Below are 24861 nucleotides of genomic sequence, written 5' to 3'. Positions count from 1 at the left end.
GTCAGCTGTCCATCAGGCCGGGATTGAGGATGCCGGCGGGGTCGAACCTGTGGCGCAACCCGGCCGAGAGCCGGGCGACGGCCGGGGCCTCGGGCGGAAAGGCCGGGCCGTCCAGCCCGCCGCGCCGGACCAGCGTGGCATGGGGGGCGAGTTGCCGCACCGCCTGGGCCGTCCCCGGCCCGCAATACCAGACGAGTCCGCCGCCCCAGTCGAGCGACGCCTCGCCCCCCAGCGCCTGCAAGGCCCGCGCCGCGGCCGGGGCGTCGCTGGGCTTGACCAGCACCCGCCAGAGCGGCGCGTCCGCGCCGGCGAAATGCGCCAGGTCGCGCAGCTCGCGCCACAGGGCCAGGGTGGCGGCATCGTCCAGCACCTCGGCCTCGCGCGGTGCCAGCAGCGCCAGCAGCCGGTCGCGGCGATAGGTCATCTGCGGCCCCAGCCCCTCGACCCGCAGCCAGGCCGAGCCGTCGCGGAAGGCGGCGCCCGAGACCTCGAAAGGCGTCGCCAGCGCGGCCGAGAAGATCGCGACCGCCTCTTCGACCGTGACGCCGTGAAAGCCCAGCGTGCAGCGGTCGGGCAGGTGCGGCAGGGTCTTCAGCGCCACCTCGGTCAGCACGCCCAGCGTGCCATGCGCGCCGCAAAAGAGCTTGCCCAGGTCGAGGCCGGTCACGTTCTTCATCACCCGGCCGCCGTTCTTCAGCACCCGGCCCTGGCCGTCGACGAAGCGCACCCCCAGCAGATGGTCGCGGCAGGCCCCGGCCAGCAGCCGGCGCGGGCCGCTGGCATTGGCCGCGACCACGCCGCCGATGGTCGGCGTGCCGTTACGGCCCAGCACGCCGCGCATGTCGGCGGGCTCGAAGGCCAGCGCCTGGCCCTCGGCAGCCAGCATCGCCTCGATCTGGTCCAGGGGCGTGCCGGCGCGGGCGATCAGCGTCATCTCGCCCGGCTCATAGGTCACGACGCCGCTGATCGCGGCGGTGGACAGCAGCTCGCCCGGCACGGCGCCGGTCTCGACCCGCGTGCCGCCACCGGCGATGCGCAGGGGCAGACGGGCGGCGAAACGCTCGGCGATCAGGGCGGCAAGCTCAGCCTCGCTGGCGGGGCTCAGCCCCGCGCCGCTGGGGTTGTCGGGGGTCATCGGGCGGTTGCCTCCTCGCGCCAGGGCTGGCTTGCGTCCAGCGGAAAGACCTTGGCCGGGTTGAGCAGCCAGCGCGGGTCGAAAGCGTCCTTGACCGCCATCTGGATCTCCAGGTCGGGGCCGTCATATTGCTTGCCCATCAGGTCGCGCTTTTCGATGCCCACGCCATGCTCGCCGGTCAGGCAGCCGCCGACATCGACGCAAAGCCGCAGGATGTCGTTGCCGAAAGCCTCGGCCCGCTCCAGGTCGCCGGGCTTGTTGGCGTTGAACAGGATCAGCGGGTGCATGTTGCCGTCGCCGGCATGGAAGACATTCGCGACCTCCAGCCCGTGCTGGCGCGAAAGCTCGCCGATCATCTTCAGCGTATAGGGCAGCTGGCCCACCGGCACGGTGCCGTCCAGGCAGATATAGTCGCCCAGCCGGCCCATGGCGCCAAAGGCCGACTTGCGGCCCTTCCAGATCGCCAGCGCCTCGTCGGCATTGCGGCTTTCGCGGAACTCGACCGGGTTCAGGGCACCTGCGATCTCGCGGATGCGGGCGATCTGGTGGTCGATCTCGGCCGGCGAACCCTCGACCTCGACGATCAGCACCGCGGCGCAATCGGGATAGCCGGCATGGGCAAAGGCCTCGACCGCGCGCAGGCAGACGTCGTCCATGTATTCGATGGCGACCGGCAGCACGCCCGAGCGGATGATCCGCGCCACGCATTCGCCGGCCACCTCGGCGCCGTCGAAGCCGATCAGCACCGGGCGCGCACCCTCGGGGCGCGGCAGGATGCGCAAGGTCGCCTCGGTCACGATGCCCAGCTGCCCTTCCGAGCCGCAGATGAGCCCCATCAGGTCCAGGCCCATCGGCCCCATCTCGGGCCCGCCCAGCTCGACCACCTCGCCGGTGGTCAGCACCACGGTGGCGCCCATCAGGTTGTTGGTGGTGACGCCGTATTTCAGGCAATGCGCCCCGCCCGAGTTCATCGCGATATTGCCGGCGATGGTGCAGGCCAGTTGCGAGGACGGGTCGGGCGCATAGAAGAAGCCATGCGGCTCCAGCTCGGCGCTGACCGACAGGTTGGTCACGCCGGTCTGCACGCGAATGATGCGGTTCGCGGTGTCGATCTCCAGCACCTCGCGCAGGCGCAGGGTGGCGATGATGACCGAATCGGCCGTGGGCAGCGCGCCCCCGGCCAGCGAGGTTCCCGCACCGCGCGGCACCACCGGCACCCGCATCTCGTGGCAGATGCGCATGGCGGCCGCAACTTCCTCGGTCGTGCGCGGCAGCACCACGGCCAGCGGCGGGCAGCGATAGGCGGTCAGCGCGTCGCATTCATAGGCCCGCGTCTCCTCGGGGTCCGAGATCACGGCATCCGCGGGCAGGACGTCGCGCAGGGCGGCGACGATCTGCGGCGCGCGCGCAAGAATGGCCGCATCGGGGCTGGGCATGGCGATACCGGACAAGCTCTCCTCCCTTGGTGGCGGGGCCGTCCTCTGCCCCTGCATTCTTGGTATAATTTTCAGACCATGTTCGTCAATCGGTATTTTTCTGGACCAATGCGCCGGATTTGTGCTTACATGGCAGCGATCCGACAAAATCGCACGAGCGCCCATGACCAACGCTTCCGTAAAATCCGAACGCGCCGCCGAGGCCGTGGCCCAGCATCTCGAATCGCTGATCCTTGAGGGCTCGCTGCGCCCCGACGAGCGGCTCTTGCCCGAGCGCGAGCTGGCCGAGCGGCTGAACGTCTCGCGCTCGACCCTGCGCGACGGGCTGAAGATCCTTGAGGAGCGCGGGCTGCTGACCAGCGCCGGCGGGCGCGGCAGCCGGGTAGCGGCCCTGGGCAGCGCGGCGATCACCGATCCGCTGATCGCCATGCTGGCCCGCCATGCCGAGGCGGCGGACGATTACCTGGAGTTCCGCGGCATCGTCGAAAGCGCGGCAGCCGGGCTGGCGGCAAGCCGCGCCACCGAGATCGAACTGGCGCGCATCCGCGACTGCCTTGGCCGCATCGACCGCGCCCATGCCCGCGCCGATACCGGCGAGGAAGCCGAGGCGGATGCCGAGTTGCACCTGCTGATCTATGAGGCGAGCCATAACCTGACGCTCTTGCAGATCATGCAGGCGCTGGCGGGGGTGCTGCGCTCGGACGTGATCCAGAACCGCAGCCGGCTGTTCGCGGTGCCGGCCATCCGCGAATTGCTGCGCCAGCAGCACCGCGCCATCGCCGAGGCGATCCTTGCCCGCGATGCCGAGGCCGCCCGGCAGGCGGCGGGCGAGCATATCGGCTATCTGCGCCAGGCCAGCCGCGAGATCCGCGAGGCCGAGGCGCGGCTGGACCTGTCGCTGCGCCGGCTGAACGGCGGCGGCGCCGGCACGCGCGCGGCCGGCGCCAGATCATCCGCCCCCGCCGCAGGGGGCTAGGGGCGAAAGGGCCGGGTTCCGGCCCTTTTATCCCCGCTCAGTCCAGGCTGACATTGGCGTCGCGGACCACCGGCTCCCATTTCGCCATCTCGGCCTTGACATGCTCGGCCAACTGCTCGGGGGTCGAGGCGACGATGGTGGCCGAGAACTCCTTCATCCGCTCGGCCACCGCCGGATCGGCCATGGCGGCCAGCGCGGCCTTGTTCAGCGCCTCGACCGCCTCGGGCGGCGTGCCGGCGGGGGCGAAAAGCGCGTTCCAGGTATAGGTTTCGTATCCCGGCAGGGTCTCGGCGATGGCCGGGATGTCGGGGAAGCTGGGCGCGCGTTCGGCAGTGGTCACGCCAAGCGCCCGCAGCTTGCCCGAGGCGATATGCCCCGAGGCCGAGGGCAGGTTGTCGAAGATGATCGGCACCTGGTTGCCCAGAACGTCGGTCAGCGCCGGGCCCGAGCCCTTGTAGGGGATATGGGTGATGTCCACCCCGGCCATGGCCTTGAACAGCTCACCCGACAGGTGCAGCGGCGTGCCGTTGCCTGACGAGGCATAGGCCAGCGGCTCGGCCTTGGCGAGGTCGATCAGTTCCTGCACCGTGTTCACCGGCAGCTCCGGGTTCACCGCCAGCACGTTCGGCACCAGCACCAACAGCGACACCGGCGCGAAATCCGCGACCGGGTCGTAGGGTTTCTGCTTCAGGATCAGCGGGTTCAGCGCATGGGTGGCGACGGTGGCCATCAGGATCGTATAGCCGTCGGGATCGGCCTTGGCCACCTGGGCCGCGCCCAGGCTGCCACCGGCGCCGCCGACGTTCTGCACGATGACCTGCTGGCCCAGCTCCTGGCTCATCCGTTCGGCGACGATGCGCCCGACCACGTCGGTCGAGCCGCCGGCGGCAAAGGGGATGACCAGGGTGATCGGGCGATCCGGGTATTCGGCGGCGGCGGCGCCGGCCAGGCCGAGCGCCATGGCGGCGCCCAGCAGCAGGCGGCGGGTGATGGATGCGGTCATGGTTTCCTCCCAGTTGAATGTTCAGGCGTCGCTTTCGGTAAAGACCTCGTCCCGGCGCTTGCGGATCTGCGGCATGAAGACCAGCACCAGCACGATCAGCGACATCACCAGCAGGGTGGCGCTGATCGGACGGGTCAGGAAGGTCGTGGGATCGCCGCGCGACAGGATCATCGCCCGGCGCAGGTTTTCCTCCAGCAGCGGGCCCAGGACAAAGCCCAGCAGCAGCGGCGCCGGCTCGCAGCGCAGCTTGGACATGACATAGCCAAGCAGGCCGAAGAAGGCGACGGCGAACAGGTCGTAGCTGTTCGAGTTCACCGAATAGACCCCGATCGAACACATGGCCATGATGATCGGGAACAACACGTAATAGGGCACGCTCAGCAGCTTGACCCACAGCCCGATCAGCGGCAGGTTCAGCACCACCAGCATCAGGTTGCCGATCCACATGCTGGCCACGATGCCCCAGAACAGCGCGGGCTGTTCGCTGACCACGTTCGGCCCCGGCACGATGCCCTGGATGATCATGGCGCCGATCATCAGCGCCATCACCGGGTTCGCCGGAATCCCCAGCGTCAAGAGCGGGATGAAGCTGGTCTGCGCCCCGGCATTGTTGGCGCTCTCCGGCCCGGCGACGCCGGCCAGCGCGCCCTTGCCGAACTCCTCGGGGTGGCGGGAGACCTTCTTCTCGATCGTGTAGCTGGCGAAACTGGCCAGGATCGCCCCGCCCCCCGGCAGGATGCCCAGGATCGAGCCGATGCCAGTGCCGCGCAGGACGGGACCGATCATCTGGCGCAACTCCTCGCGCGTCGGGAACAGCCGGTTGATGTTCTTGGTCATGACCTGGCGGTCATGCTCGTCCTCGAGGTTGCGCAGGATCTCGGCGATGCCGAAGACCCCCACGGCGACGGCGACGAAGTTCAGCCCGTCGGCGAATTGCGTGATCCCCAGGGTGAAGCGCGGCGCGCCGGTATAGATGTCGGTGCCGACCATGCCCAGAAGCAGGCCCAGCACCACCATGGCCAGCGCCTTGAGGACCGAGCCATGCGCCAGCGCCACCGACATCACCAGGCCCAGCACCATCAGGCTGAAATACTCGGCCGCGCCGAATTTCAGCGCCACCGCGGTCAGCGGCGGGGCGAACAGCGCCACCAGGAAGGTCGAGACCGAGCCGGCGAAGAACGACCCCAGCGCCGCCAGCGCCAGCGCGGTGCCGGCCTTGCCCTTGCGGGCCATCTGGTAGCCGTCGATGGCGGTGACGGCCGACGAGCTTTCGCCCGGCATGTTGATCAGGATCGCCGTGGTCGAGCCGCCGTATTGCGCGCCGTAATAGATGCCGGCCAGCATGATGAGCGAGCTGACGGGCTCCAGCTGGAAGGTGATCGGCAAGAGCATGGCGATGGTCGCCGTGGCGCCGATGCCGGGCAGCACGCCGATCAGCGTGCCGAGCAGCACCCCGATCAGGCAGAAGGCCAGGTTCTCCAGCGAGGAGGCGACCGAAAAGCCAAGGGCGAGATTGCTGAAAAGTTCCATCGCGCCCTCACATGCCCAGCCAGGGACCGAAGCGCCGGAAGGGCAGGCCAAGGCCGTAGCTGAAGATCAGCGTGGACAGGATCGTCACCGCCACCGCCAGGATCAGCGCCGCCAGCGGCCGCATGCGCATCGAGGCCTGCGAGGCGATCAGCGTGGTGAAGAACAGCGCCGGCACGAAGCCGAGGCCGCGCACCGTCAGGCCAAAGAAGATCGGCGCCGGCAGGATGAACAGCAGCCCGCGCCAGGCAACCTTGCCGAAGGGCTCGTCATCCTCGCGCCCGAAGGATCTCAGCAGGATGATCAGCCCCAGAACGAACAGAAGGCCGGACAGGACCATCGGGAAATATCCCGGCCCCATCCGCAGCGAAGTGCCGATTTCCAGCCCGGCCGTGTGCCAGCCGAAGAATGCCGCCGCCGCCATCATCGAAAGCCCGGCGACGATGTCGGTGGTATCCTTGGGTTTTGCGGACATGCGTTCCTCCCCCCGAGTGACGGGCCCCGCCGCAAGGGGCGGGGCCGCTTTCCGTTTCAGTCGGCATAGACGCCGGCGGCCTCGATCACCGGCTTCCAGCGGGCGATCTCGGATTCCAGCTTGGCCTTGAGCGCGGCCGGCGTGGCGTTTTCCGCCGGTTCGGGCGCCGTGCCCAGGTCGGCCATCGCCTTGGCGACGCCCTCGTCGGCCAGCGCGACCTGCAGGGCCTGCGACAGCCGCTCGGTCACTTCGGCCGGCGTGCCCTTGGGGGCATAGATGCCGTGCCAGATGCCGAATTCCATCGTCTCGACCCCGCCTTCCTTGGCGGTGGGCAGGTCGGGGAACAGCTCCAGCCGCTCGGGCGAGGTCACGGCATAGGCCTTGATCGTGCCGCCCTTGATCTGCTGGGTGGTGTTGGTGGTCTGGTCGCACATGATGTCGGTCTGCCCGCCCAGCAGGTCGGTCATCGCCGGGCCGGTGCCCTTGTAGGGCACCGTCACCAAGGGCGCCTCCAGCGCCTGCATCAGCAGCATGCCGCACAGGTGGCTGGCCGCGCCGATGCCGGCATTGGCCAGCGTCAGCTGGTCGGCATTGGCCTTGACGTAGTCCTTGAAGGCGGTGAAATCGGCCGGCTCGAAATCCTTGCGCGCCGTCACCACCATCGGCACCTCGGTCACCAGCCCGACATATTCGAAGGCGTTCAGCGTGTCATAGGCCAGGTTGCGGTAAAGCGTGGCCGAGGTCGCCATGCCGATATGGTGCAAAAGCACCGTATAGCCGTCCGGATCGGCCTTGGCGACATTGGCCGCGCCCAGGGTGCCGCCGGCGCCGCCGATATTCTCGACGATGATCTGCTGGCCCAGGTCGGCCGACATGCGCTCGGCCACCATGCGCGCGACCGTATCGGTCGGCCCGCCGGCCGAGAACGGCACGACCATGGTGATCTGGCGCTGCGGCCAGTCCTGCGCGAAGGCCGGCGCGGCCAGCAATGTCGCGGCGCAAAGCGCGCCCAGAAGCTTCGGATAAGCCATGTTCCCTCCCCAAGGATATTCCGGCCGGCGCCTTGCCCGGCGCGGCTACCGGGTGAAGCCTGCGGCGGGCCGGACCGCGGCACAAATCAAAAACGCAGCCCATGCGGCGCATATTGCCGCAATGCGCCGGAAATGGGTGGAAAGGGGAACATCGCCCTGCAGGAATGGGTGGATTTCCACCCATTTTTCGCTCAGCCCGTCTCGTCCTCGGGCGCATCCAGGATCAGCCGGCGGTCTAGCCCGTATTTCTGCATCTTCTCGTAGAGCGTCTTGCGCGAGATCCCCAGCGTCTCGTAGACCGGACGCAGCTTGCCGTCATGGGCGGCGATGGCGCCGGCGATCAGGCTGCGCTCGAAGGCGGCCACGCGGTCGGCCAGGCGCGCGCCCTGCACCGGGCCAAGCTCGACCCCTTCCAGCCCCAGCACGAAACGCTCGGCCAGGTTGCGCAATTCGCGCACGTTGCCCGGCCATTCCCGGGCGGCGGGGGCCTGGCGCTCGGGCAGGTTGTGGCGGGCGGCGGCTTCGCGCAGGAGTTGCAGGAACAGCAGCGGAATGTCCTCGCGCCGGGCGGAAAGCGGCGGGACGTGCAGCACGGCGACATTCAGCCGCCAGAACAGATCCTCGCGAAAGCGGCCCTGCGCGACCAGCCCCTCCAGATCGGCCTTGCTGACGGCGATGAAGCGCACGTCCAGCGCCACCGGGTCGTTCGAGCCGAGCCGGGTGATCGTGCGTTCCTGCAGCACCCGCAGCAGCTTGGCCTGCAATTCCAGCGGCATCGAGCCGATCTCGTCCAGCAGCACCGTGCCGCCGCGCGCATGTTCGAACTTGCCATAGCGCGGGCGCAGCGCGCCGGGAAAGGCGCCGGCCTCGTGGCCGAACAGCTCGGATTCGATCAGCGCCTCGGGCAGGGCGGCGCAGTTGATGGCGATGAAGGGCCGCCCGGCGCGGGCCGAGATGTCGTGCAGCGTGCGCGCCACCACCTCCTTGCCGGCGCCGGTCGGGCCGATCACCAGCGCATCGGCATCCGAGGCGCCGATGGCGCGCAGCCGATAGCGCAGGTCGACCATGACCTGGGTGCGGCCGGGCAGCCGCGCCTCGACATCGTCGCGCTTGCCGGCGACGGCGCGCAAGCGGCGGTTCTCCAGCACCAGCCCGCGATGGTCGATGGCGCGGCGGATCACCGTGGCCAGTTCCTGCACCACGAAGGGCTTTTCGATGAAGTCATAGGCGCCGCCGCGGATCGCCTCGACCGCCAGCGGCACCTCGGCATGGCCGGTGACCAGGATCACCGGGATCTCGGGATCGACCTCGTGCAGCCGGCCCAGCAGGGTCATGCCGTCCATGCCCGGCATGCGGATGTCGCTGACCACCGCGCCGGCAAAGCCCGGCCCGGCCAGCGCCAGCGCCTCCTCGCCCGAGGCCAGCGGCTCGACGGCGAAACCCGCCAGTTCCAGCGCCTGCGCGGTCGAGCTGCGCATCTGCTCGTCATCCTCGACCAGAAGCACGCGCCGGGTCATGCGGCGGCCTCGGCAGCCGCGGCGGCGGGCAGGGTCACGCAGAACTCGGCGCCGGGGTCCATGTTGCGGCAGGCGATCTCGCCGCCGAAATCGCGCACGATATTGGCGGTGATCGACAGGCCCAGGCCCAGCCCCGCCCCCATGCCCTTGGTGGTGAAGAACGGGTCGAAGATGCGCGCGGCGATGGCCGCGGGCACGCCGGGGCCGCGGTCGCGCACCCGGATGGCGATGCGGCCCGCCTCGGCCCGCGCCGACAGCGTGATGCGGCGGTTCGCCCCGCCCTCGACCGCATCGGCGGCATTGGTGATCAGGTTCACCAGCACCTGCTGCAGGCGCGTCGGCCCCGCCCGCAGCGGCGGCAGGTCGGGCGGCACGTCCAGCTCCAGCACCGCGCCGCTGCTGGCCAGCCGGGCGGCGACGATGGTGCGGGTCTCGTCCAGCAGCCCGGCCAGCGCCACCGCGCCCAGCCGGTCGTCGGGCTTTCGCGCGGCATGGCGCAGGTGCTTGCCGATGGCGGCCATGCGGTCCACCAGCGCCAGGATCTGGGCGATGTTTTCGCGCGCGCGGGCCAGGTCGCCGCGCTCGATCAGGATGGCGGCGCTGTCGGCATAGTTGCGCGCCGCCGCCAGCGGCTGGTTGATCTCGTGCGAGAGCGAGGCCGACATCTGCCCCAGCGCCGCCAGCTTGCCGACCTGCACCAGGCTGGCCTGGGCGGCGCGCAGCTCGGCCTCGGTGGCGCGGCGCTCGGCGATCTCCTGCTCCAGCTGGCTGTTGACCCGCGCCAGGTCGGCGGTGCGCTCGACCACGCGGCGCTCCAGCTCGGCGGTGGCGGCCAGGCGGTCGGCGATCCGCGCCCGGCGCTGGCGCCACATCATCAGCCCGATGCCGGCGACGGCGATCAGCAGCGCCAGGCTCAGCACCGCCAGCCGCGCCTCGGCCCGCAAGTCGGCGCTGTCCAGCAGCACATGCACGGTCCAGCCCGCCCCCGGCATGTCCTCGGAGGCGGCGATATAGTCGTGGCTGCGCGCCTCCTCGCCGCCAAGCGCGGGCGGCAGGCGGAACACCGGCGCGCCATGCAGCGCCAGCCGCTGCATCGGCAATTCGGCCAGCGGCGTGCCGGCATAGCGGCGCGAGGATTCGGTGCGCGCCAGCCGCTCGGGCGTCAGCGGCCGGATGCTGTGGTAAAGCCAGCTCGGCTCCGAGGACAGGAAGGCCGTGCCCTCGGGGTCGGTCACCAGCACGCGATACTGGTTGCCGCGCCAGGAGGCCTCGATCCGGTCGACGCCGATCTTGACCGCGACGACGGCGCTGATCCGGCCGGCATCGTCCTCGACCGGGGCCGAGAAGAAATAGCCCCGCACCCCCGAGGTGGTGCCGATGCCGTAGAACCGCCCCTGCCCGCCCGCCATGGCGTCGATGACATAGGGCCGGTAGCTGAAGTTCTGCCCGACGAAGCTGGCCGGGCCCAGGTAGCCGGAATGGGCGATGGTCTCGCCATCGGGCAGGATCAGGTAGATGTCCGAGGCCTGCACGGCCTCGTTCTGCTCGGCCAGCCAGCGGTTCGTCTGCCGGCGCAGCGCGGCATTGCCGGGATCGGCGGCAAGCTGGCGGATCAGGTCCAGGTCGGCGACCAGTTGCGGCACCACCTCGTAGCGCGCCAGGTCGGCGTTGAGCGCGTTCACCGTCAGCCGCAACGCGGTGGTGGCGCGGGCGTGGCCTTCGCGGAAGTAATGCTGATGCGCCAGCTGCGCGCCCAGCCACAGGACGGCCGCCACGCAGGCCAGGCACAGCGCCAGCGGCCAGCAGCCCGCAACCGGCTTGCGCAAGGCCGGCCCTATCCGCATCTGGACCCGTGCATCCAAGGCATGGCTCCGCCCCCTTCCTTCCTCCGCGGCGGAATCTGACAGCAAGGCCGGCTGCGCGCAACCGGCCTTGTGCCAGGGGTCAGGACAGCGCCCGGCGCGGCGCCGCCCGGCCCGCCAGCGCCGCATAGCCCGCCGCCGCGACCAGGAAGGTCGCCGGCGCCGAAAGCGAGGCCGCCGTGCCGCCGGCGAAATGCAGCGCCAGCCCCGCGCCCGAGGCCAGAAGCCAGGCCCCCAGCCCCGCCGGGTTGACCGCGCGCGCCTGCGCCAGATCGGCGTCGCCGGCGCCGCGATCCGTCGCGATATGGACCAGCGCGATGCCGACCCAGGCCACGACGAAGATGCCCTGATAGGCCAGCGCCTGCAGGATATAGGCAAAGACATCGGCCAGCATCAGCGCATAGGTGACGGCGCCGACCACGCAGGCCCAGACCCATTTCGGCAGGTGCAGGCGAAAGACGGTCTGGGCAAAGCTCTCCATGTTCACCGCGGCGAGGTAATAGTTCGCGGTATTGATCCGGGTCTGCGAGATCCAGACGAAGGCGAGGCCCCCCACGCCCATCAGCTGCACCAGCGCGAAGACGACCGAGACCTCGGAAACCCCGCCCTCGGTCGGCAGGCTGGCGGCCAGGAAGATACCGACCAGCCCGTTGAGCAGGAAGGCCACGGCATAGAAGGGCGCGCCGAAGTTGATGGTGGCGTGGAAACGCGCGTCCTCGGGCCGGCCGAAGCGGGCATAGTCATAGGTGAACATCATCAGGATCCAGACGCCCATATAGGCGACGAAGCAATCCCACCAGCCGCCGGCGGGCGCGCCGCCCTGTGGCCCAAGGTTCAGCCAGGCGTCCGAATAGCCGTATTCCGCCACCGCCAGCGCCACCGCCGCGACCAGCCCCAGCAGGTAGAAGGGCAGAAGCACGCCGTTGAACTTGTCCAGCCAGTTCTGGATCGAGCCGAAGATCAGCGCCACCGAATAGACCGCCACCACCAGCGCCGCCAGCGGATAGGAGATGCCGGCATATTCGCGCAGGGCGACGGCGATCACCGAGCCCTCGAACACCGCGTAATAGATCGCGGTGGCAAAGAAGATCAGCGTCGCCACCGCCGCCCCGCTGCGGCCCAGCAGGATGCGCGAGAACAGCGATACGCTGAGCCCGGTGCGGATCGCGTGCCGCACCAGGACCGCGTTCACCGCCGCATAGGCGATGACCGACAGCACCAGCCCGATGATGGCGTTGCGCGCCCCATAGGCCAGCGCCAGCGAGGCGGCGATGACGAGATAGAACATGGCCGAGCAGACCGACCACCAGGCCATGGTCAGGGGCAGCCGGCCCATGCGCCGGTCGCGCGGCACCGGCCGGTCCGAAAATTCCAGTTCTTCCGAATTGTCCAAAGATCCAGCCATGGCTGAAGCTCCCTGCATGATTTTTGTGATTGGATGGGGATGGGCGGGGCCTTGCGCGGCCCCGCCCGGCCTTGGGCCCGGCCTTGGGATCAGGCCTCGGCCAGCGCCCTGGCCTGCTTGTGCGCCTGCGCCGCGCCGCTGGTCGCGGTCACGACATAGACGCCGTTGCCGTCCAGTTCGGCGACCCAGCCCGGCTCGATGACGATGGTGGTCGTCACCTCCTGGATGACCGCCGGGCCGGTGACGACATCGCCCGCGCCCAGCTTGGCGCCGTCATAGACCGGGGTTTCGTGCTTGCGGCCCGAGGCGTCGAAGATCATCTCGCGCGTGCCCGACAGCGCCGCATGGGCGCCTGCGCCCTGCGCGATGCGCATCCGCGCCGGACGCTCGACCGCGCCCGAGACGGCGCTTTCCACGTTCACCACCTCGACCGGGCTGTGCGGCTCGGCATAGGTGTAAAGCTCCTCGTGGCGGGCGTGGAAGGCGGCCTTGAGCCGGTCCAGGGCCGCCTCGTCGATCGGGAAGGGATCGACGCTGACCGTGCATTCATGCACCTGCCCGACATAGCGCATGTCGAGGCTGCGGCGGATGCCGATCCGGTCGCGGGCGAAATCGTCGGCCATCAGCTCGGCCCGGCCCCTGTCTTCCAGCCGGGCAAAGGTCTGGTCCAGGCGCTTGGCCGCCTCGGCCCCTTCCAGCCGCGCGGCGATGGGGGCCATGTAGTTGTATTTCACGTCCGAGATGATCTGGCCGAAGGCGCAAAGCCCCGAGGCGAGCTTGGAGACCAGCACCTTGCCGATCCCCATCTCGCGGGCGAGCGCGGTGATATGCGCGCCGGTCGCGCCGCCCGCGCAATTCAGCACGAAGTCGCGCGGATCGTAGCCACGCTCGACCGAGACGCGGCGGATCGCGTTCACCATGTTGTTGTTGACGATGGTGAACATGCCGTAGGCGGCCGTCTCGACGCTGATGCCCAGGGGTTCGGCCAGGTGCTTGCGGATCGCCTCGCGTGCCTTTTCGACGCCGAGCGGCAGGCGGCCGCCGACCAGCCCCTGCGGGTTCAGGTAGCCCAGCACCAGGTTGGCGTCGGTCGTGGTCGGCATCTCGCCGCCCTTGCCGTAGCAGGCCGGGCCGGGCTCGGACCCCGCAGATTGCGGCCCCATCTGCATCAGCCCCATCGAGTCGATCCAGCCGATCGAGCCGCCGCCCGCACCCAGGGTCTCGACCTGGATCATCGGGATGCCGATGCGATAGCGCAGGAAGTCGATGTTCTTCGAGACATTGGCCTGGCCGTCGCGGGTCAGGGTGATGTCGAAGCTGGTGCCGCCCATGTCGACGGTGATGATGTCCTTCAGGCCATAGGGCTCGCCCAGGTAAAGCGCCGCCCGCGGCGCCGAGGCCGGGCCCGAGTTGATCGCATAGACCGAACGGTCCGAGACCACCGAGCCCAGCGCCAGCCCGCCGTTCGACTGGAAATAGCGCACCGGCTGGCGCGCGCCGAGGCTTTGGAAATAGCCGTCCACCGCCTGCACGTAGCGCGACAGGATCGGCGCCAGATAGGCGTTCACCACCGCGGTCGAGGTGCGGGTGTATTCGCGCAGCTGCGGATAGAGCTGGCTGCCGACGGTCAGCGGCACGCCCGGCATCATCTCGCGCACGATCTGGGCGGCGCGCAATTCGTGATCGGGATGCAGCACGGACCAGACGAAGCTGATCGCGACCGACTGCACGCCTTCGCGCAGGAAATGCCGGCAGGCCTCGCGCAGCTCGTCTTCGTCCAGGGGGGTGTGGACGGCGCCGGTCGAGATCACCCGCTCGCTGATCCCGCGCCGCAGGTAGCGCGGCACCAGCATGGTCGCGGGCGGATAGTCCGGGTCGTAGCGATAGCCGTCCTCCTTGTGGCCGAGGCGGATCTCGATGCTGTCCTCGTGGCCTTTGGTGGCGATCAGGCCGGTCTTGGCGCCGGTATGGGTGATGAGCGCATTGAGCCCGACCGTGGTGCCGTTGATGCAGAGATCGGCGTTCGAGACCAGTTCGCGCGGGGCGATCCCCGTCTCTTCCTCGATCACGGCGAGGCCGTTGCGGATGGCTTGCGTCGGGTCTTGCGGGGTGGAGAGCGCCTTGAAGATGCGCAGCTCTCCCTTGCGGTCGGCGAGGATGAAATCGGTGAAGGTGCCGCCGGCGTCGATGCCGAGGCGATATTGGTGTTTCATGGCGGGTTCCATCTGTGGCTGCGGTCCGCGGGTCCGGCGCCGGGGGCTTCGCGCCCCCGGACCCCCGCGGGGTATTTGGAAAACGGAGAAAGCCTTACGCGGCGCGCAGGCGCGCGGTGGCCGCGTGATCGACGGCAAGGGTCGCGGCATCGGCGATGACGACGCCGTAGTCGAGCCGCGCCCCCTCCAGGCTGACGAGGCCGTTCCTGACATCCTCGACCACCTTCTCGACCGGGCGCTGGTGGGGGTTGCCGTAGCCGCCGCCGCCGGGGTTGCGGTTCGCGGCGCGTTCGCCCGGCTGGATGGTCTCGATGACGTTTTCGGTGATGACCTGCGTCTGGCCATTGCGGGTCACTTCCAGCCGGCCGACCTTGGGCGGGATCAGCGTCGATTTCGCCCCGGCCGCGCCCATGGCCGGGATACGGCGGCCCTCGCCGAAGGTGACAAGCGTCATCGGGCTGTCCAGCGGCTCGACCTCCCAGCAGGTACCCGAGCCGCCGCGGAACTGGCCGGCGCCGCCCGAATCCTGCATCAGGGAATAGCGGTGGATGATGATCGGATAGCTGTGCTCCAGCATCTCGATGTCGCCCGAGGTCAGCGCGCCGAAGCAGCATTCCGGCCCGCAGGCGTGCCAGCCGTCCTGGCTGGCCGTGGCCCCCGCCCCCGAGATGATCGAGGCCAGCACCATGGTCACGTATTCCTCGTCATGGCGCTTGTCCCAGCCGGCGATGTTGCAGCCGTTGGCGTGCCCCCATGAGGCCGAGACCTTGGCGGGTGCGGCCTGTTCGAAGGCCAGCCGCACCGCATCGGTCAGCGTCTCCATCGGCGTCGTGGTGCAGTTCATGTGCGGCGCCGGGGATTTCGCGTTGCAGAGCGTACCCCTGGGCCCCATGTCGGTGGTCACGCAGCGATAGAGCCCCTCGTTATAGGGCGGCGGCAGCTGCGCGAACATCATCAGCCCCAGGTAGACGCCGGAATGGCTGTTGCCTTCGTAGCTGTTGATGAAATAGGGCACCTGCGGCGGCGAGCTGATGGCGATGTGGCAGCCGTCGCCCTGGATCGTCACCGTGGCGGTGATGTCCATGTCGCCGAAGCCGTGGCCCGCATCCTCGAGCACCGCCGTGCCGGTATAGGTGCCGTCGGGCACCTGGGCGATGAGCTTTCTCATATGCGCCTCGGCCATGTCCAGAAGCTCGGCGATGCAGTCCTGCACCACCTGCTTGCCGTATTTGTCCATCAGCCGGACCAGGTTGCGGGCGCCGACCTGGCAGGCGCCGATCAGGGCGTTGAAGTCGCCCTCCTGGTCGCGGCGGGCGCGCATGTTGGTCAGGATCAGGTTCATCACGTCATGGCGCGGCCTGCCGCGGTCCCAGAGCTTGACCGGCGGGATGCGCAACCCCTCGGCATAGATCTCGGTCGCGTTGGGGTTGTAGCCGGCGGGCACCGGGCCGCCGATATCGGTCAGGTGGCCCTTGCAGACGGTCCAGAACACCAGCTCGCCCTGGTAGAAGACCGGGTAATACATGCAGGTGTCGATGATATGGCTGCCGCCATGGGCCGGGTCGTTGTGCAGGATCAGGTCGCCCTCGTGGATGTCGCCCTGGAAGAACCGCGCCACCGATTTCATCGCCGGGATCAGGCTGCCCAAGTGGATGGGGATGTCCTGGCCTTGCAGGATCATCTCGGGCGTGTGGTTGAAGAGCGCGGTCGAATAGTCATGCGCGAGGTTGAAGACCGAGCTGCGGGCGGTCTGTTCCAGCGTCAGCGTCATCTCGCGCTGCGTGGTCTCCAGCACGCCGCGCACCACCGAAAGCGTGATGGGGTCGGGTTTGGGTCTGGTCATGGCTTTTCCCTGTCTGGGGCCGCATGGGCGCACACGGGCAGGGCAGCCGGGAATCGGCTGGTCACGGTCTTCTCCCTGCGGCGTGCCGCCTGGCGCGGCATCTTTTCGGTCGGACCATGGTGCGGCCTGGGCGGCGGCCGGTCTTGGCGCTGGGTGCGGATAAACTTGTCGTCGGGTGCAGTCCTGCCGATCCAAGCGGCAGGATCGGCCGCCGCGGCGCAGCCTCCTGCCCGCCGCGCCAGTTTTCTTTTGCCCGATTGCTCGCGGCGCGCTACGAATCGCCCAAGCGATGCGGGGAGGCGCATCATGACCCTGGAAAGCTACGGCACGGCCGCCATCGCCCCGCCCGAGCGCGCGGCGCATTGGTCGGCGATCATCGCGGATACCTATTTCCCGCTGCACCTGAGCTATCGCGACCCCGCCACCTTCCAGGGCCGGCTGGAGCGGCGCGGCATGGGGCGGGTGTCGCTGTCGCGGCTGCGCACCGAGCCGGCGCGCTATGAACGGGTGCCCGGCCTGATCCGGCAGGGCGAGGCCGAGGAATACCTGGTCACCATCCCCAGCCTTGCCCCGGTGCTGTTTCGCCAGCTGGGCCGCGACATCACCTGCGCCCCCGGCGGCTTCATCGTCGAGCGCGGCGACGAGCCCTATCGCTTCGCCTATCAGGCGCGCAACGACCTGTTGGTGATGAAGATCGCCCGCGGCGCGCTGGCCGAAAGGCTGCGCCAGCCCGACCGGCTGTGCGCCACGGTCTTCGACGGGCGCGAGGGGCTGGGCGGGCTGTTCGCCGAGACGGTGCGCCGCGCCCATGCCATGCCGGCGGACCCCGCCGCCTCGGAGGTGCTGGGCCGGCAGCTGGTCGAGTTGCTGGCGCTGGCGCTGGACCGGCAGGCGGAGACCGATGCCGGCGCCGCCACGGTGATCCGCGCCGCGCATCTGAAGCGCGCGCAGGACACGATCCTGCGCAACCTGACCGATCCGGCCCTGTCGCCCCAGACGGTGGCGGCGGCCTGCGGCATCTCGAAACGCTATCTGCACGACCTGTTCGGCGATACCGGGACGACGGTCGCGCAATTCATCCGCGAGGCGCGGCTGAAGGCGGCGCGGGACATGTTGCAGATGCCGGGCGACCTGTCGCTGGCCGCCATCGCCTATCGCTTCGGCTTCAGCGACCAGGCGCAGTTCTCGCGGTTGTTCCGGGCCATGTTCGGCCAGACCCCCAGCAGCTATCGCGCCGCCTGCCGCGCCAGGCGGCAGGGCTAGCCGTTCGGTTTCTGCATCTGGTGGATCGGATCACCGATGAATCGGTGTGGACCTTGCCGAAGCATTCCTATGGCATGAGTCCGTTCAGCGTCTTGCCCCTGCGGGCAAGGCTGCAGGCTGCGACAAATCGCTCCATTCATTGGCGGGAATCGCCCCCTCAAATCATCGGATCACACACCCAGGGCTCACCCTTCGAAGCGCCATGCGCCCTCGCCAAGCGCCGGGGCGGCGCGATCCGTCACCAGCGGGCTGCGCGAAAAGCGCAGCGGGCTGCGCAGGCCGGCAATGCCCTCGGGGGCGATGCGCAGGCCGCGGGCCTGCACCTGCGGTTCGGCCAGCGCCTCGGCCACGTCGTTGACCGGGCCGGCGGGCACCCCCGCCCCCTCCAGCGCGGCGATCAGCGCGCTCCGGGTGAAGCGGCGCGTGGCATCGGCCAAGAGCGGCACCAGTTGCGCGCGGTTCGCCACCCGTGCCGGGTTGGTCGCGTAGTCGGGCGCCACGGCCAGATCGGGCAGGTCCAGCACCCGGCAAAGCGCGGCGAATTGCCGGTCGTTGCCGCAGGCGACGATCAGATGCCCGTCCGAGGCGGGGAAAAGCTGATAGGGCACGATGTTGGGATGCGCATTGCCCAGCCGGTGCGGCACCGCGCCGCCCAGCAGGTAGTTCGTCGCCTGATTGGCCAGAACCGCCACCCCGCAATCCAGCAGCGACAGGTCCAGATGCTGGCCCAGGCCCGAACGCGCCCGCTCGGCCAGCGCCGCCTGCACGGCGATCACCCCGTAAAGCCCGGTGAAGATGTCGATCCAGGCCACGCCGACCTTCTGCGGCTCGCCCGCCGGATCGCCGGTCAGGTCCATGATGCCCGACATGCCCTGGATCAGGAAATCATAGCCCGGCTGCGCCGCGCGCGGCCCGTCCTGCCCGAAGCCGGTGATCGAGGCATAGACCAGCCGCGGATTGCGCGCCGAAAGCGTCTCGTAGTCCAGTCCGAACTTGCGCAGGCCCCCCAGCTTGAAATTCTCGACCACCACGTCGGCCTGGTCGATCAGAGCCCGCAGCCGCTCCAGGTCGGCGGGATCGTTGAAGTCGCAGGTGACGGAGCGCTTGCCGCGATTGGCGGCGTGGAAATAGGCCGCGACCCGTTCGGTCGTCCCGTCCGCGCGCGGCCGCTCGATGAAGGGCGGACCCCAGCGGCGGGTGTCGTCGCCCTCGGGCGCCTCGACCTTGATGACCTCGGCGCCCAGGTCGGCCAGGGTCTGGCCGATCCACGGGCCGGCCAGGATGCGCGCCAGCTCGACGACGCGCAGCCCCTTCAGCGCCGGCTGATCCATCACGCAAACGCCTGGATGCCGGTCTGCGCCCGGCCAAGGATCAGCGCATGCACGTCATGCGTGCCCTCATAGGTGTTCACCGTCTCCAGGTTCTGCGCGTGGCGCATGACGTGATAGCCGATCTGGATGCCGTTGCCGCCATGCATGTCGCGGGCCTGGCGCGCGATCTCCAGCGCCTTGCCGCAATTGTTGCGCTTGACGATGGAAATCATCTCGGGCGCGAACTTGCCCTCGTCGAAAAGCCGCCCGACCCGCAGGCTGGCTTGCAGGCCCAAGGCGATCTCGGTCTGCATGTCGGCCAGCTTTTTCTGGTAAAGCTGCGTCGCGGCCAGCGGGCGGTTGAACTGGTGGCGATCCAGCCCGTATTGCCGGGCGCGGAACCAGCAATCCTCGGCCGCGCCCATGGCGCCCCAGGAAATGCCGTAGCGCGCGCGGTTCAGGCAGCCGAAGGGACCGCCCATGCCCTCGATATTCGGCAGCAGCGCGTCCTCGCCCACCTCGACATTCTCCATCACGATCTCGCCGGTGATCGAGGCGCGCAGCGACAGCTTGCCCTCGATCTTCGGCGCCGAAAGCCCCTTCATGCCCTTGTCCAGCACGAAGCCGCGCACCTTGCCGCCATGCGCCTCGGACTTGGCCCAGACCACGAAGACATCGGCGATGGGCGCGTTCGAGATCCACATCTTGGACCCGTTCAGCACATAGCCGTCCCCGGTCTTGCGGGCCACGGTGCGCATGCCAGCGGGGTCCGAGCCCGCGTCCGGCTCGGTCAGGCCGAAGCAGCCGATGAACTCGCCCGAGGCCAGTTTCGGCAGGTATTTCTGCTTCTGCTCTTCGCTGCCATAGGCCTCGATCGGGAACATCACCAGCGAGCTTTGCACCGAGGCCATCGAGCGATAGCCCGAATCGATGCGCTCGATCTCGCGCGCGACCAGCCCATAGGCGACGTAAGAGGCACCGACGCCGCCATAGGCTTCATCCACGGTGACGCCCAGCAGGCCCGAGGCGCCCATTTCGCGGAATATCTCGGGATCGGTCTCTTCGTTCAGATAGGCGGCCTCGACGCGCGGTGCCAGCCGGTCGGCGGCGAAGGCGGCGGCACTGTCGCGGATCATCCGCTCTTCCTCGGTCAGCTGATCCTCCAGCAGGAACGGGTCGGACCACGAGAAGGGGCCGCCCTTGTGCGATTTCGTCGTCACGGTGATGCCTCATGCGCTGATGCTTGTCGGTTCATTCATTACCGCTTTCAAACCGGGCCGGAAAATGGATAATCCTCATTACTTCATGCATGGGATGAATGTTCTTGCGGCAAAGGCGCTTTCTTCCGAACCTCAGCCTGCTGCTGGCCTTCGACGCGGTGATGCGCACCGGCTCGGTCACGGGCGCGGCGCAGGACCTGGGACTGACGCAAAGCACGGTCAGCCGGCTGCTGCAAAGCCTTGAGGCGCAATTGGGGCAGGAGCTGTTCATCCGCCACAAGAAGCGCCTGACCCCGACCGAAGCGGCCGAGCGGTATTTCCGCGACATTTCCGCGGCGCTGGACCTGGTCCAGCGCGCCAGCATGTCGCTGATCGCCAATCCCGACGGCGGCAGCCTGGACCTGGCCGTGCTGCCGACCTTTGCCACGCGCTGGCTGGCGCCACGGCTGCCGGATTTCCTGTCGGCGCATCCGGGCGTGTCGATCAACCTGACGACGCGCTTTCGCCGCTTCAGCTTCGACGAAGAGCCGTTCGACGCGATGATCTTCTACGGCCGGGACGACTGGCCGGGGGCCGAGCACCTGAAGCTGTTCGACGAAAGGCTGACCGCCTGCGCCGCGCCCGATCTGCTGGCGCGGCGGCCGGTGACGGCGCCCGCCGACCTGGCCGGGATGGTGCTGCTGCAATTGCCGACCCGCCCCGATGCCTGGCAGGCCTGGTTCCGGGGCCAGGGGGCCGAGCCGCCGGCGCCGCTGGAGGGCATGATGATGGACCAGTTCTCGATGATGATCCAGGCGGCGATCTCGGGGCTGGGGATCGCGCTGCTGCCCGACTACCTGGCCCAGGTCGAGATCGCCGAGGGCCGGCTGGCGCCGGTGCTGCGGCAGGGGGTGCCGGGCAGCGGCGCCTATTGGCTGGCCTGGCCCGCGCGCAAGGTCGGGCTGAAGCCGCTGGCGGCCTTTCGCGACTGGATCGCCGCCCGCATGGCGCGGGACGGCATGGGTTAAGGGGCTGCTGAAAAAGTCCTTGCGGCAGGACAGCGTGGGCAGGGAACCGGGAAATCCGCCTAAAATTTGTCGAAAACACCCCATTTTCTGGCCAATATTAGCTGGATCCAGAACGATTTCCGCTGCGTCGCCCTCTCAAAATCCTTTTTCGGCAGCCTGTTAAGGGGCCGCCCGCTTTCAGGCAGGGACCAGCGCCGCCTCGATGGCCGCTTCCAGGATCACCAGCGCCTCGGACAGCTGCGCGTCGGGGATGGTCAGCGGCGGCAGCAGGCGGATGACGTTATAGCGCGTGCCGCAGGACAGCAGGACCAGCCCCCGCGCCTCGGCCTCGGCCACGATGGCGGCGGTCAGCTGCGGGTCGGGCTGGCTGCGGTCGCCGGCCTGCACCAGCTCGAAGGCGTTCATCGCCCCCAACCCGCGCACGTCGCCGATGGCCGGGAAGCGTCCCGCCAGCTTCTGCAGGCGCGCGCGGATGGCCAGGCCGATTTCCTCGGCGCGGGCGCAAAGGTCTTCGTCCTCGACCACCTCCAGCACGGCAAGCGCGGCGGCGATAGCCAGCGGGTTGCCGGCATAGGTCCCGCCCAGCCCGCCGGGCGCCGGCGCGTCCACGATTTCGGCCCGCCCCGTCACCGCCGACAGCGGAAAGCCCCCGGCGAGCCCCTTGGCCATGGTCACCAGGTCGGGCGCGACGCCGGAATGCTGGAAGCCGAACATGCGGCCGGTGCGGGCCATGCCGGCCTGGATCTCGTCGCCGATCAGCACGATGCCGTGGCTGTCGCAGATCCGGCGCAGCGCGGCCAGGAACTCGGGCGGGGCGACGTTGAAGCCGCCCTCGCCCTGCACCGGCTCGACGATGATCGCCGCCACGCGCCGCGGGTCGATGGACGAGGCCAGCAGCGTCTCGAGATGCGCAATCGCCTGCGCCGTGGTCACGCCCGCCATGGCGTTCGGGAAGATCGCGTGATGGATCTCGGGCGGCATGGCGCCGAAACCGGCCTTGTAGGGCGCGACCTTGCCGGTCAGCGCCATGCCCAGAAGCGTGCGGCCATGGAAGGCGCCGTTGAAGGCGATCACGCCCGAGCGCCCGGTAAAGGCCCGCGCCATCTTCACCGCATTCTCGACCGCCTCGGCGCCGGTGGTGGCGAACATGGTCTTTTTCGCGAAATCGCCGGGGGTCAGCGCGTTCAGCCGCTCGGCCAGGGCGACATAGGTTTCATAGGGCGCGACATGGAAGCAGGTATGGGTGAAGTCCTGCATCTGGCGCTGGACCGCCTCGATCACCCTGGGATGGCGATGGCCGGTGTTGTTCACCGCGATGCCGGCGGCGAAATCCAGCATCCGCCGGCCGTCCGCGGTCCAAAGCTCGGCATTCTCGGCCCGGACGGCATAGATGTCCCGCGTGCCGACGCCGCGCGCCACCGCCGCCTTGCGCCGGTCGATCAACTGTCTCGATTCCATGTGCACACCTCCATGCTGACGCAATCGCAATACACGATGCTCAATATCTTGAGCAACAGGTTTCTTGGAATCCCCGCATGCCCGCAATGCTGGTGCGCAGTCGCCAGCCCTGATAACCTGCGCAAAACGGCATCGGGGCAAGGATGAGCGATTTCGACGTAGGCGCACGGCTGAAGGAATTGCGCAGCGGCGCGGGCCTGTCGCAGCGGCAGCTGGCCGAGGCTTCCGGCGTGCCGCATGGCCAGGTCTCGATGATCGAGACCGGGCGCTCCAGCCCCTCGGTCGCCTCGCTGCGCAAGATCCTTGGCGGGCTGGGCGTCACCATGTCCGAGTTCTTCGAACCGGACCTGCCGCAAAGCCCGCAGCCCTTCTTTACCCCGGCCGAGCTGCGCGACCTGACCTCGCGGCTTTACTCGGCGACGCAGGGGCCGGTCGGGCGCATGACCCTGCGCCAGGTCGGCGACGCGCGGCTGCACAACCTGCAGGTCCTGCACGAACGCTATGAGCCGGGCGCCGACACCGGCGAGACCATGCTGGCCCATCACGGCAGCGAGGGCGGCATCGTCATCGCCGGCGAGATCGAGCTGACCGTGGGCGACCAGAGCCGGGTGCTGAAGGCGGGCGACAGCTATCTCTTCGCCTCGAACCAGCCGCATCGCTTCCGCAATGTCTCGGATCGCGAGGCGGTGGTGGTCAGCGCCTGCACGCCGCCCTATCTCTAGCCCTTGCGAGTGACCAGCCGGGTTTGCAGATAGGCGCCGATCGCCTCGGAACCGCCCTCGGTGCCCATGCCGGAATCGCCGATGCCGCCAAAGGGCAGTTCCGGCAGCGACAGGCCGACGTGGTTGATGGTCAGCATCCCGGCCTGGATTTCGTCCTGTAGCCGCTGCGCGCGGGCCGAACTGCCCGTCCAGGCATAGCTGGCCAAGCCATAGGGCAGCCGGTTCGCCTCGGCAAAGGCCTCGTCATCGCTGCGGAACCTGTTGACCACGGCGATGGGGCCGAAGGGTTCCTCGTTCATCACCGCCGCATCCGCGGGCACGTCGGCCAGCACGGTCGGGGCAAAGAACCAGCCCTCGTTGCCGATGCGCGCGCCGCCGGTCGCCAGCCGCGCGCCGCGGTCCAGCGCATCGCGGATCAGCCGCTCGATGGCGGGGATGCGGCGGGCGTTGGCCAGCGGTCCCATGGCGCTGTCCGGGTCCGTGCCCGGCCCGACCTTGGCGGCGGCCAGCGCGGCGGCAAAGCCTTCGGTAAAGCGATCCGCCACGCCTTCCTGCACCAGGAAGCGGGTGGGCGAGATGCAGACCTGCCCGGCATTGCGCAGCTTCGCGGCCGCCATGGCCGAGACCGCCGCATCCACATCGGCATCGTCGAAGACCAGCACCGGCGCGTGCCCGCCCAGCTCCATGGTGGCGGGCTTCATGTGCAGCCCGGCCATCGAGGCCAGCTGCTTGCCCACCGCCGTCGAGCCGGTGAAGGACACCTTGCGGATCACCGGATGCGGGATCAGGTAGCCCGAGATCTCGGCCGGGTCGCCATAGACCAGGTTCACCACCCCCGCGGGCACCCCGGCATCGGCAAAGCAGCGGATCAGCTCGGCGGGCGAGGCCGGGGTTTCCTCGGGCGCCTTGACGATGATGGTGCAGCCCGCCGCCAGCGCAGCCGAGACCTTGCGAACCGCCTGGTTGATCGGGAAATTCCACGGCGTGAAGGCGGCGACCGGGCCCAGCGGCTCCCGGATCGTCAGCTGGGTGACGCCGGGCACGCGGGGCGGGATGACCTGGCCATAGGTGCGCCGGGCCTCTTCGGCGAACCATTCGATGATCTCGGCGCCGGCCATGGTCTCGACCCGCGCCTGGGCCAAGGGCTTGCCCTGCTCGGCCACCATCAGCGCGGCGATGGCCTCGGCGCGCTCGCGCAAAAGCGCCGCCGCCTTGCGCATCAGGTCCGAGCGCTGCAGCGGCGAGCTGCGCTTCCATTCGGCAAAGGCGCGGTCGGCGGCGGCCAGCGCCTCGTCCAGGTCGGCGAGGCCGGCATGGGCGACGCGGCCGATCTCGGCGCCGGTGGCCGGGTTCAGCACCGGCAGGCTGCGCCCGTCCCGCGCGGGGCGCCAGGTTCCGTCGATGAAAAGCTGCGTGTTCGGATAGCTCATCCTGTCCCCCTGCTGGAATCGGCCGTCG

Annotated in this window: 19 protein-coding genes; 4 read left to right on the top strand and 15 right to left on the bottom strand. The window is 69.2% G+C overall.

Annotated features, from left to right (window positions below; genetic code table 11):
• Position 1: 1 nt before the first annotated feature.
• Together KF941_RS21775 and KF941_RS21770 are read right to left on the bottom strand one after the other, a co-directional pair.
• Positions 2–1135, bottom strand: a complete 1134-nt coding sequence (locus tag KF941_RS21775) for an FAD-binding protein (protein WP_214274492.1) — start codon at positions 1133–1135, stop codon at positions 2–4.
• Entirely contained in the window at positions 1132–2577 is a 1446-nt protein-coding gene (locus tag KF941_RS21770; RefSeq protein WP_214274635.1) for an FAD-linked oxidase C-terminal domain-containing protein, read from the bottom strand. The genes KF941_RS21775 and KF941_RS21770 overlap by 4 nt, the downstream gene beginning before the upstream one ends.
• Before the next feature lie 157 nt (positions 2578–2734).
• On the opposite strand from KF941_RS21770, the gene KF941_RS21765 reads away from it, so the two are divergent.
• Entirely contained in the window at positions 2735–3547 is an 813-nt protein-coding gene (locus KF941_RS21765) for an FCD domain-containing protein (protein WP_214274491.1), read from the top strand.
• 37 nt (positions 3548–3584) lie between these two features.
• On the opposite strand, the gene KF941_RS21760 is transcribed toward KF941_RS21765, so the two are convergent.
• From KF941_RS21760 to KF941_RS21720, 9 genes are all read right to left on the bottom strand, one after another.
• On the bottom strand, positions 3585–4550 hold the full coding sequence (locus KF941_RS21760) for a tripartite tricarboxylate transporter substrate binding protein (protein WP_214274490.1): 966 nt from the start codon (positions 4548–4550) through the stop codon (positions 3585–3587).
• 21 nt (positions 4551–4571) lie between these two features.
• The gene (locus KF941_RS21755; protein WP_036753319.1) at positions 4572–6080 is read right to left on the bottom strand and encodes a tripartite tricarboxylate transporter permease; all 1509 of its coding nucleotides are present in this window, start codon (positions 6078–6080) and stop codon (positions 4572–4574) included.
• Between the two features lie 7 nt (positions 6081–6087).
• Positions 6088–6552, bottom strand: a complete 465-nt coding sequence (locus KF941_RS21750; protein ID WP_036753322.1) for a tripartite tricarboxylate transporter TctB family protein — start codon at positions 6550–6552, stop codon at positions 6088–6090.
• 56 nt (positions 6553–6608) lie between these two features.
• A complete protein-coding gene (locus tag KF941_RS21745; RefSeq protein WP_036753325.1) occupies positions 6609–7583 on the bottom strand; it encodes a tripartite tricarboxylate transporter substrate-binding protein in 975 nt (324 codons plus the stop codon).
• Between the two features lie 191 nt (positions 7584–7774).
• Positions 7775–9100 (bottom strand): sigma-54 dependent transcriptional regulator, encoded by a 1326-nt coding sequence (locus KF941_RS21740; RefSeq protein WP_214274489.1) that lies wholly within the window; start codon positions 9098–9100, stop codon positions 7775–7777.
• Positions 9097–10926: an ATP-binding protein gene (locus KF941_RS21735; protein ID WP_240540510.1), complete on the bottom strand. Its 1830-nt coding sequence runs from the start codon at positions 10924–10926 to the stop codon at positions 9097–9099. Before KF941_RS21735 ends, KF941_RS21740 begins: the two co-directional genes overlap by 4 nt.
• Before the next feature lie 118 nt (positions 10927–11044).
• Positions 11045–12367, bottom strand: a complete 1323-nt coding sequence (locus KF941_RS21730; RefSeq protein WP_214274488.1) for an allantoin permease — start codon at positions 12365–12367, stop codon at positions 11045–11047.
• 89 nt (positions 12368–12456) lie between these two features.
• A complete protein-coding gene (locus KF941_RS21725; protein WP_240540509.1) occupies positions 12457–14580 on the bottom strand; it encodes a hydantoinase/oxoprolinase family protein in 2124 nt (707 codons plus the stop codon).
• Positions 14581–14674: 94 nt separating this feature from the next.
• Positions 14675–16423, bottom strand: a complete 1749-nt coding sequence (locus KF941_RS21720; protein ID WP_214274486.1) for a hydantoinase B/oxoprolinase family protein — start codon at positions 16421–16423, stop codon at positions 14675–14677.
• Positions 16424–16729: 306 nt separating this feature from the next.
• On the opposite strand from KF941_RS21720, the gene KF941_RS21715 reads away from it, so the two are divergent.
• Positions 16730–17686 (top strand): helix-turn-helix domain-containing protein, encoded by a 957-nt coding sequence (locus tag KF941_RS21715; RefSeq protein ID WP_214274485.1) that lies wholly within the window; start codon positions 16730–16732, stop codon positions 17684–17686.
• A gap of 185 nt (positions 17687–17871) precedes the next feature.
• Here KF941_RS21715 and KF941_RS21710 read toward each other — a convergent pair whose 3' ends face one another.
• Positions 17872–19017 carry a CaiB/BaiF CoA-transferase family protein gene (locus KF941_RS21710; protein WP_214274484.1) on the bottom strand — a complete coding sequence of 382 codons (1146 nt, stop codon included), beginning with the start codon at positions 19015–19017 and terminating at the stop codon, positions 17872–17874.
• Complete coding sequence (locus KF941_RS21705) at positions 19017–20216, bottom strand: acyl-CoA dehydrogenase (RefSeq protein WP_214274483.1); 1200 nt, start codon at positions 20214–20216, stop codon at positions 19017–19019. Before KF941_RS21705 ends, KF941_RS21710 begins: the two co-directional genes overlap by 1 nt.
• 98 nt (positions 20217–20314) lie before the next feature.
• Here KF941_RS21705 and KF941_RS21700 point away from each other — a divergent pair, with 98 nt between their 5' ends.
• A complete protein-coding gene (locus tag KF941_RS21700; RefSeq protein WP_214274482.1) occupies positions 20315–21223 on the top strand; it encodes a LysR family transcriptional regulator in 909 nt (302 codons plus the stop codon).
• Between the two features lie 177 nt (positions 21224–21400).
• Here KF941_RS21700 and gabT read toward each other — a convergent pair whose 3' ends face one another.
• Entirely contained in the window at positions 21401–22681 is a 1281-nt protein-coding gene (gene gabT / locus KF941_RS21695) for a 4-aminobutyrate--2-oxoglutarate transaminase (protein ID WP_116220676.1), read from the bottom strand.
• Positions 22682–22824: 143 nt separating this feature from the next.
• On the opposite strand from gabT, the gene KF941_RS21690 reads away from it, so the two are divergent.
• Entirely contained in the window at positions 22825–23403 is a 579-nt protein-coding gene (locus KF941_RS21690; protein ID WP_036753347.1) for a cupin domain-containing protein, read from the top strand.
• On the opposite strand, the gene KF941_RS21685 is transcribed toward KF941_RS21690, so the two are convergent.
• Positions 23400–24833 carry an NAD-dependent succinate-semialdehyde dehydrogenase gene (locus KF941_RS21685; RefSeq protein WP_214274481.1) on the bottom strand — a complete coding sequence of 478 codons (1434 nt, stop codon included), beginning with the start codon at positions 24831–24833 and terminating at the stop codon, positions 23400–23402. The genes KF941_RS21690 and KF941_RS21685 overlap by 4 nt on opposite strands.
• Positions 24834–24861 lie beyond the last annotated feature (28 nt).

The sequence above is a fragment of the Paracoccus sp. pheM1 genome (assembly GCF_018499825.1).
In the GTDB taxonomy this organism is placed as follows: Bacteria; Pseudomonadota; Alphaproteobacteria; order Rhodobacterales; family Rhodobacteraceae; genus Paracoccus; species Paracoccus versutus.
This window is presented reverse-complemented; position numbering and strand designations above follow the sequence as displayed.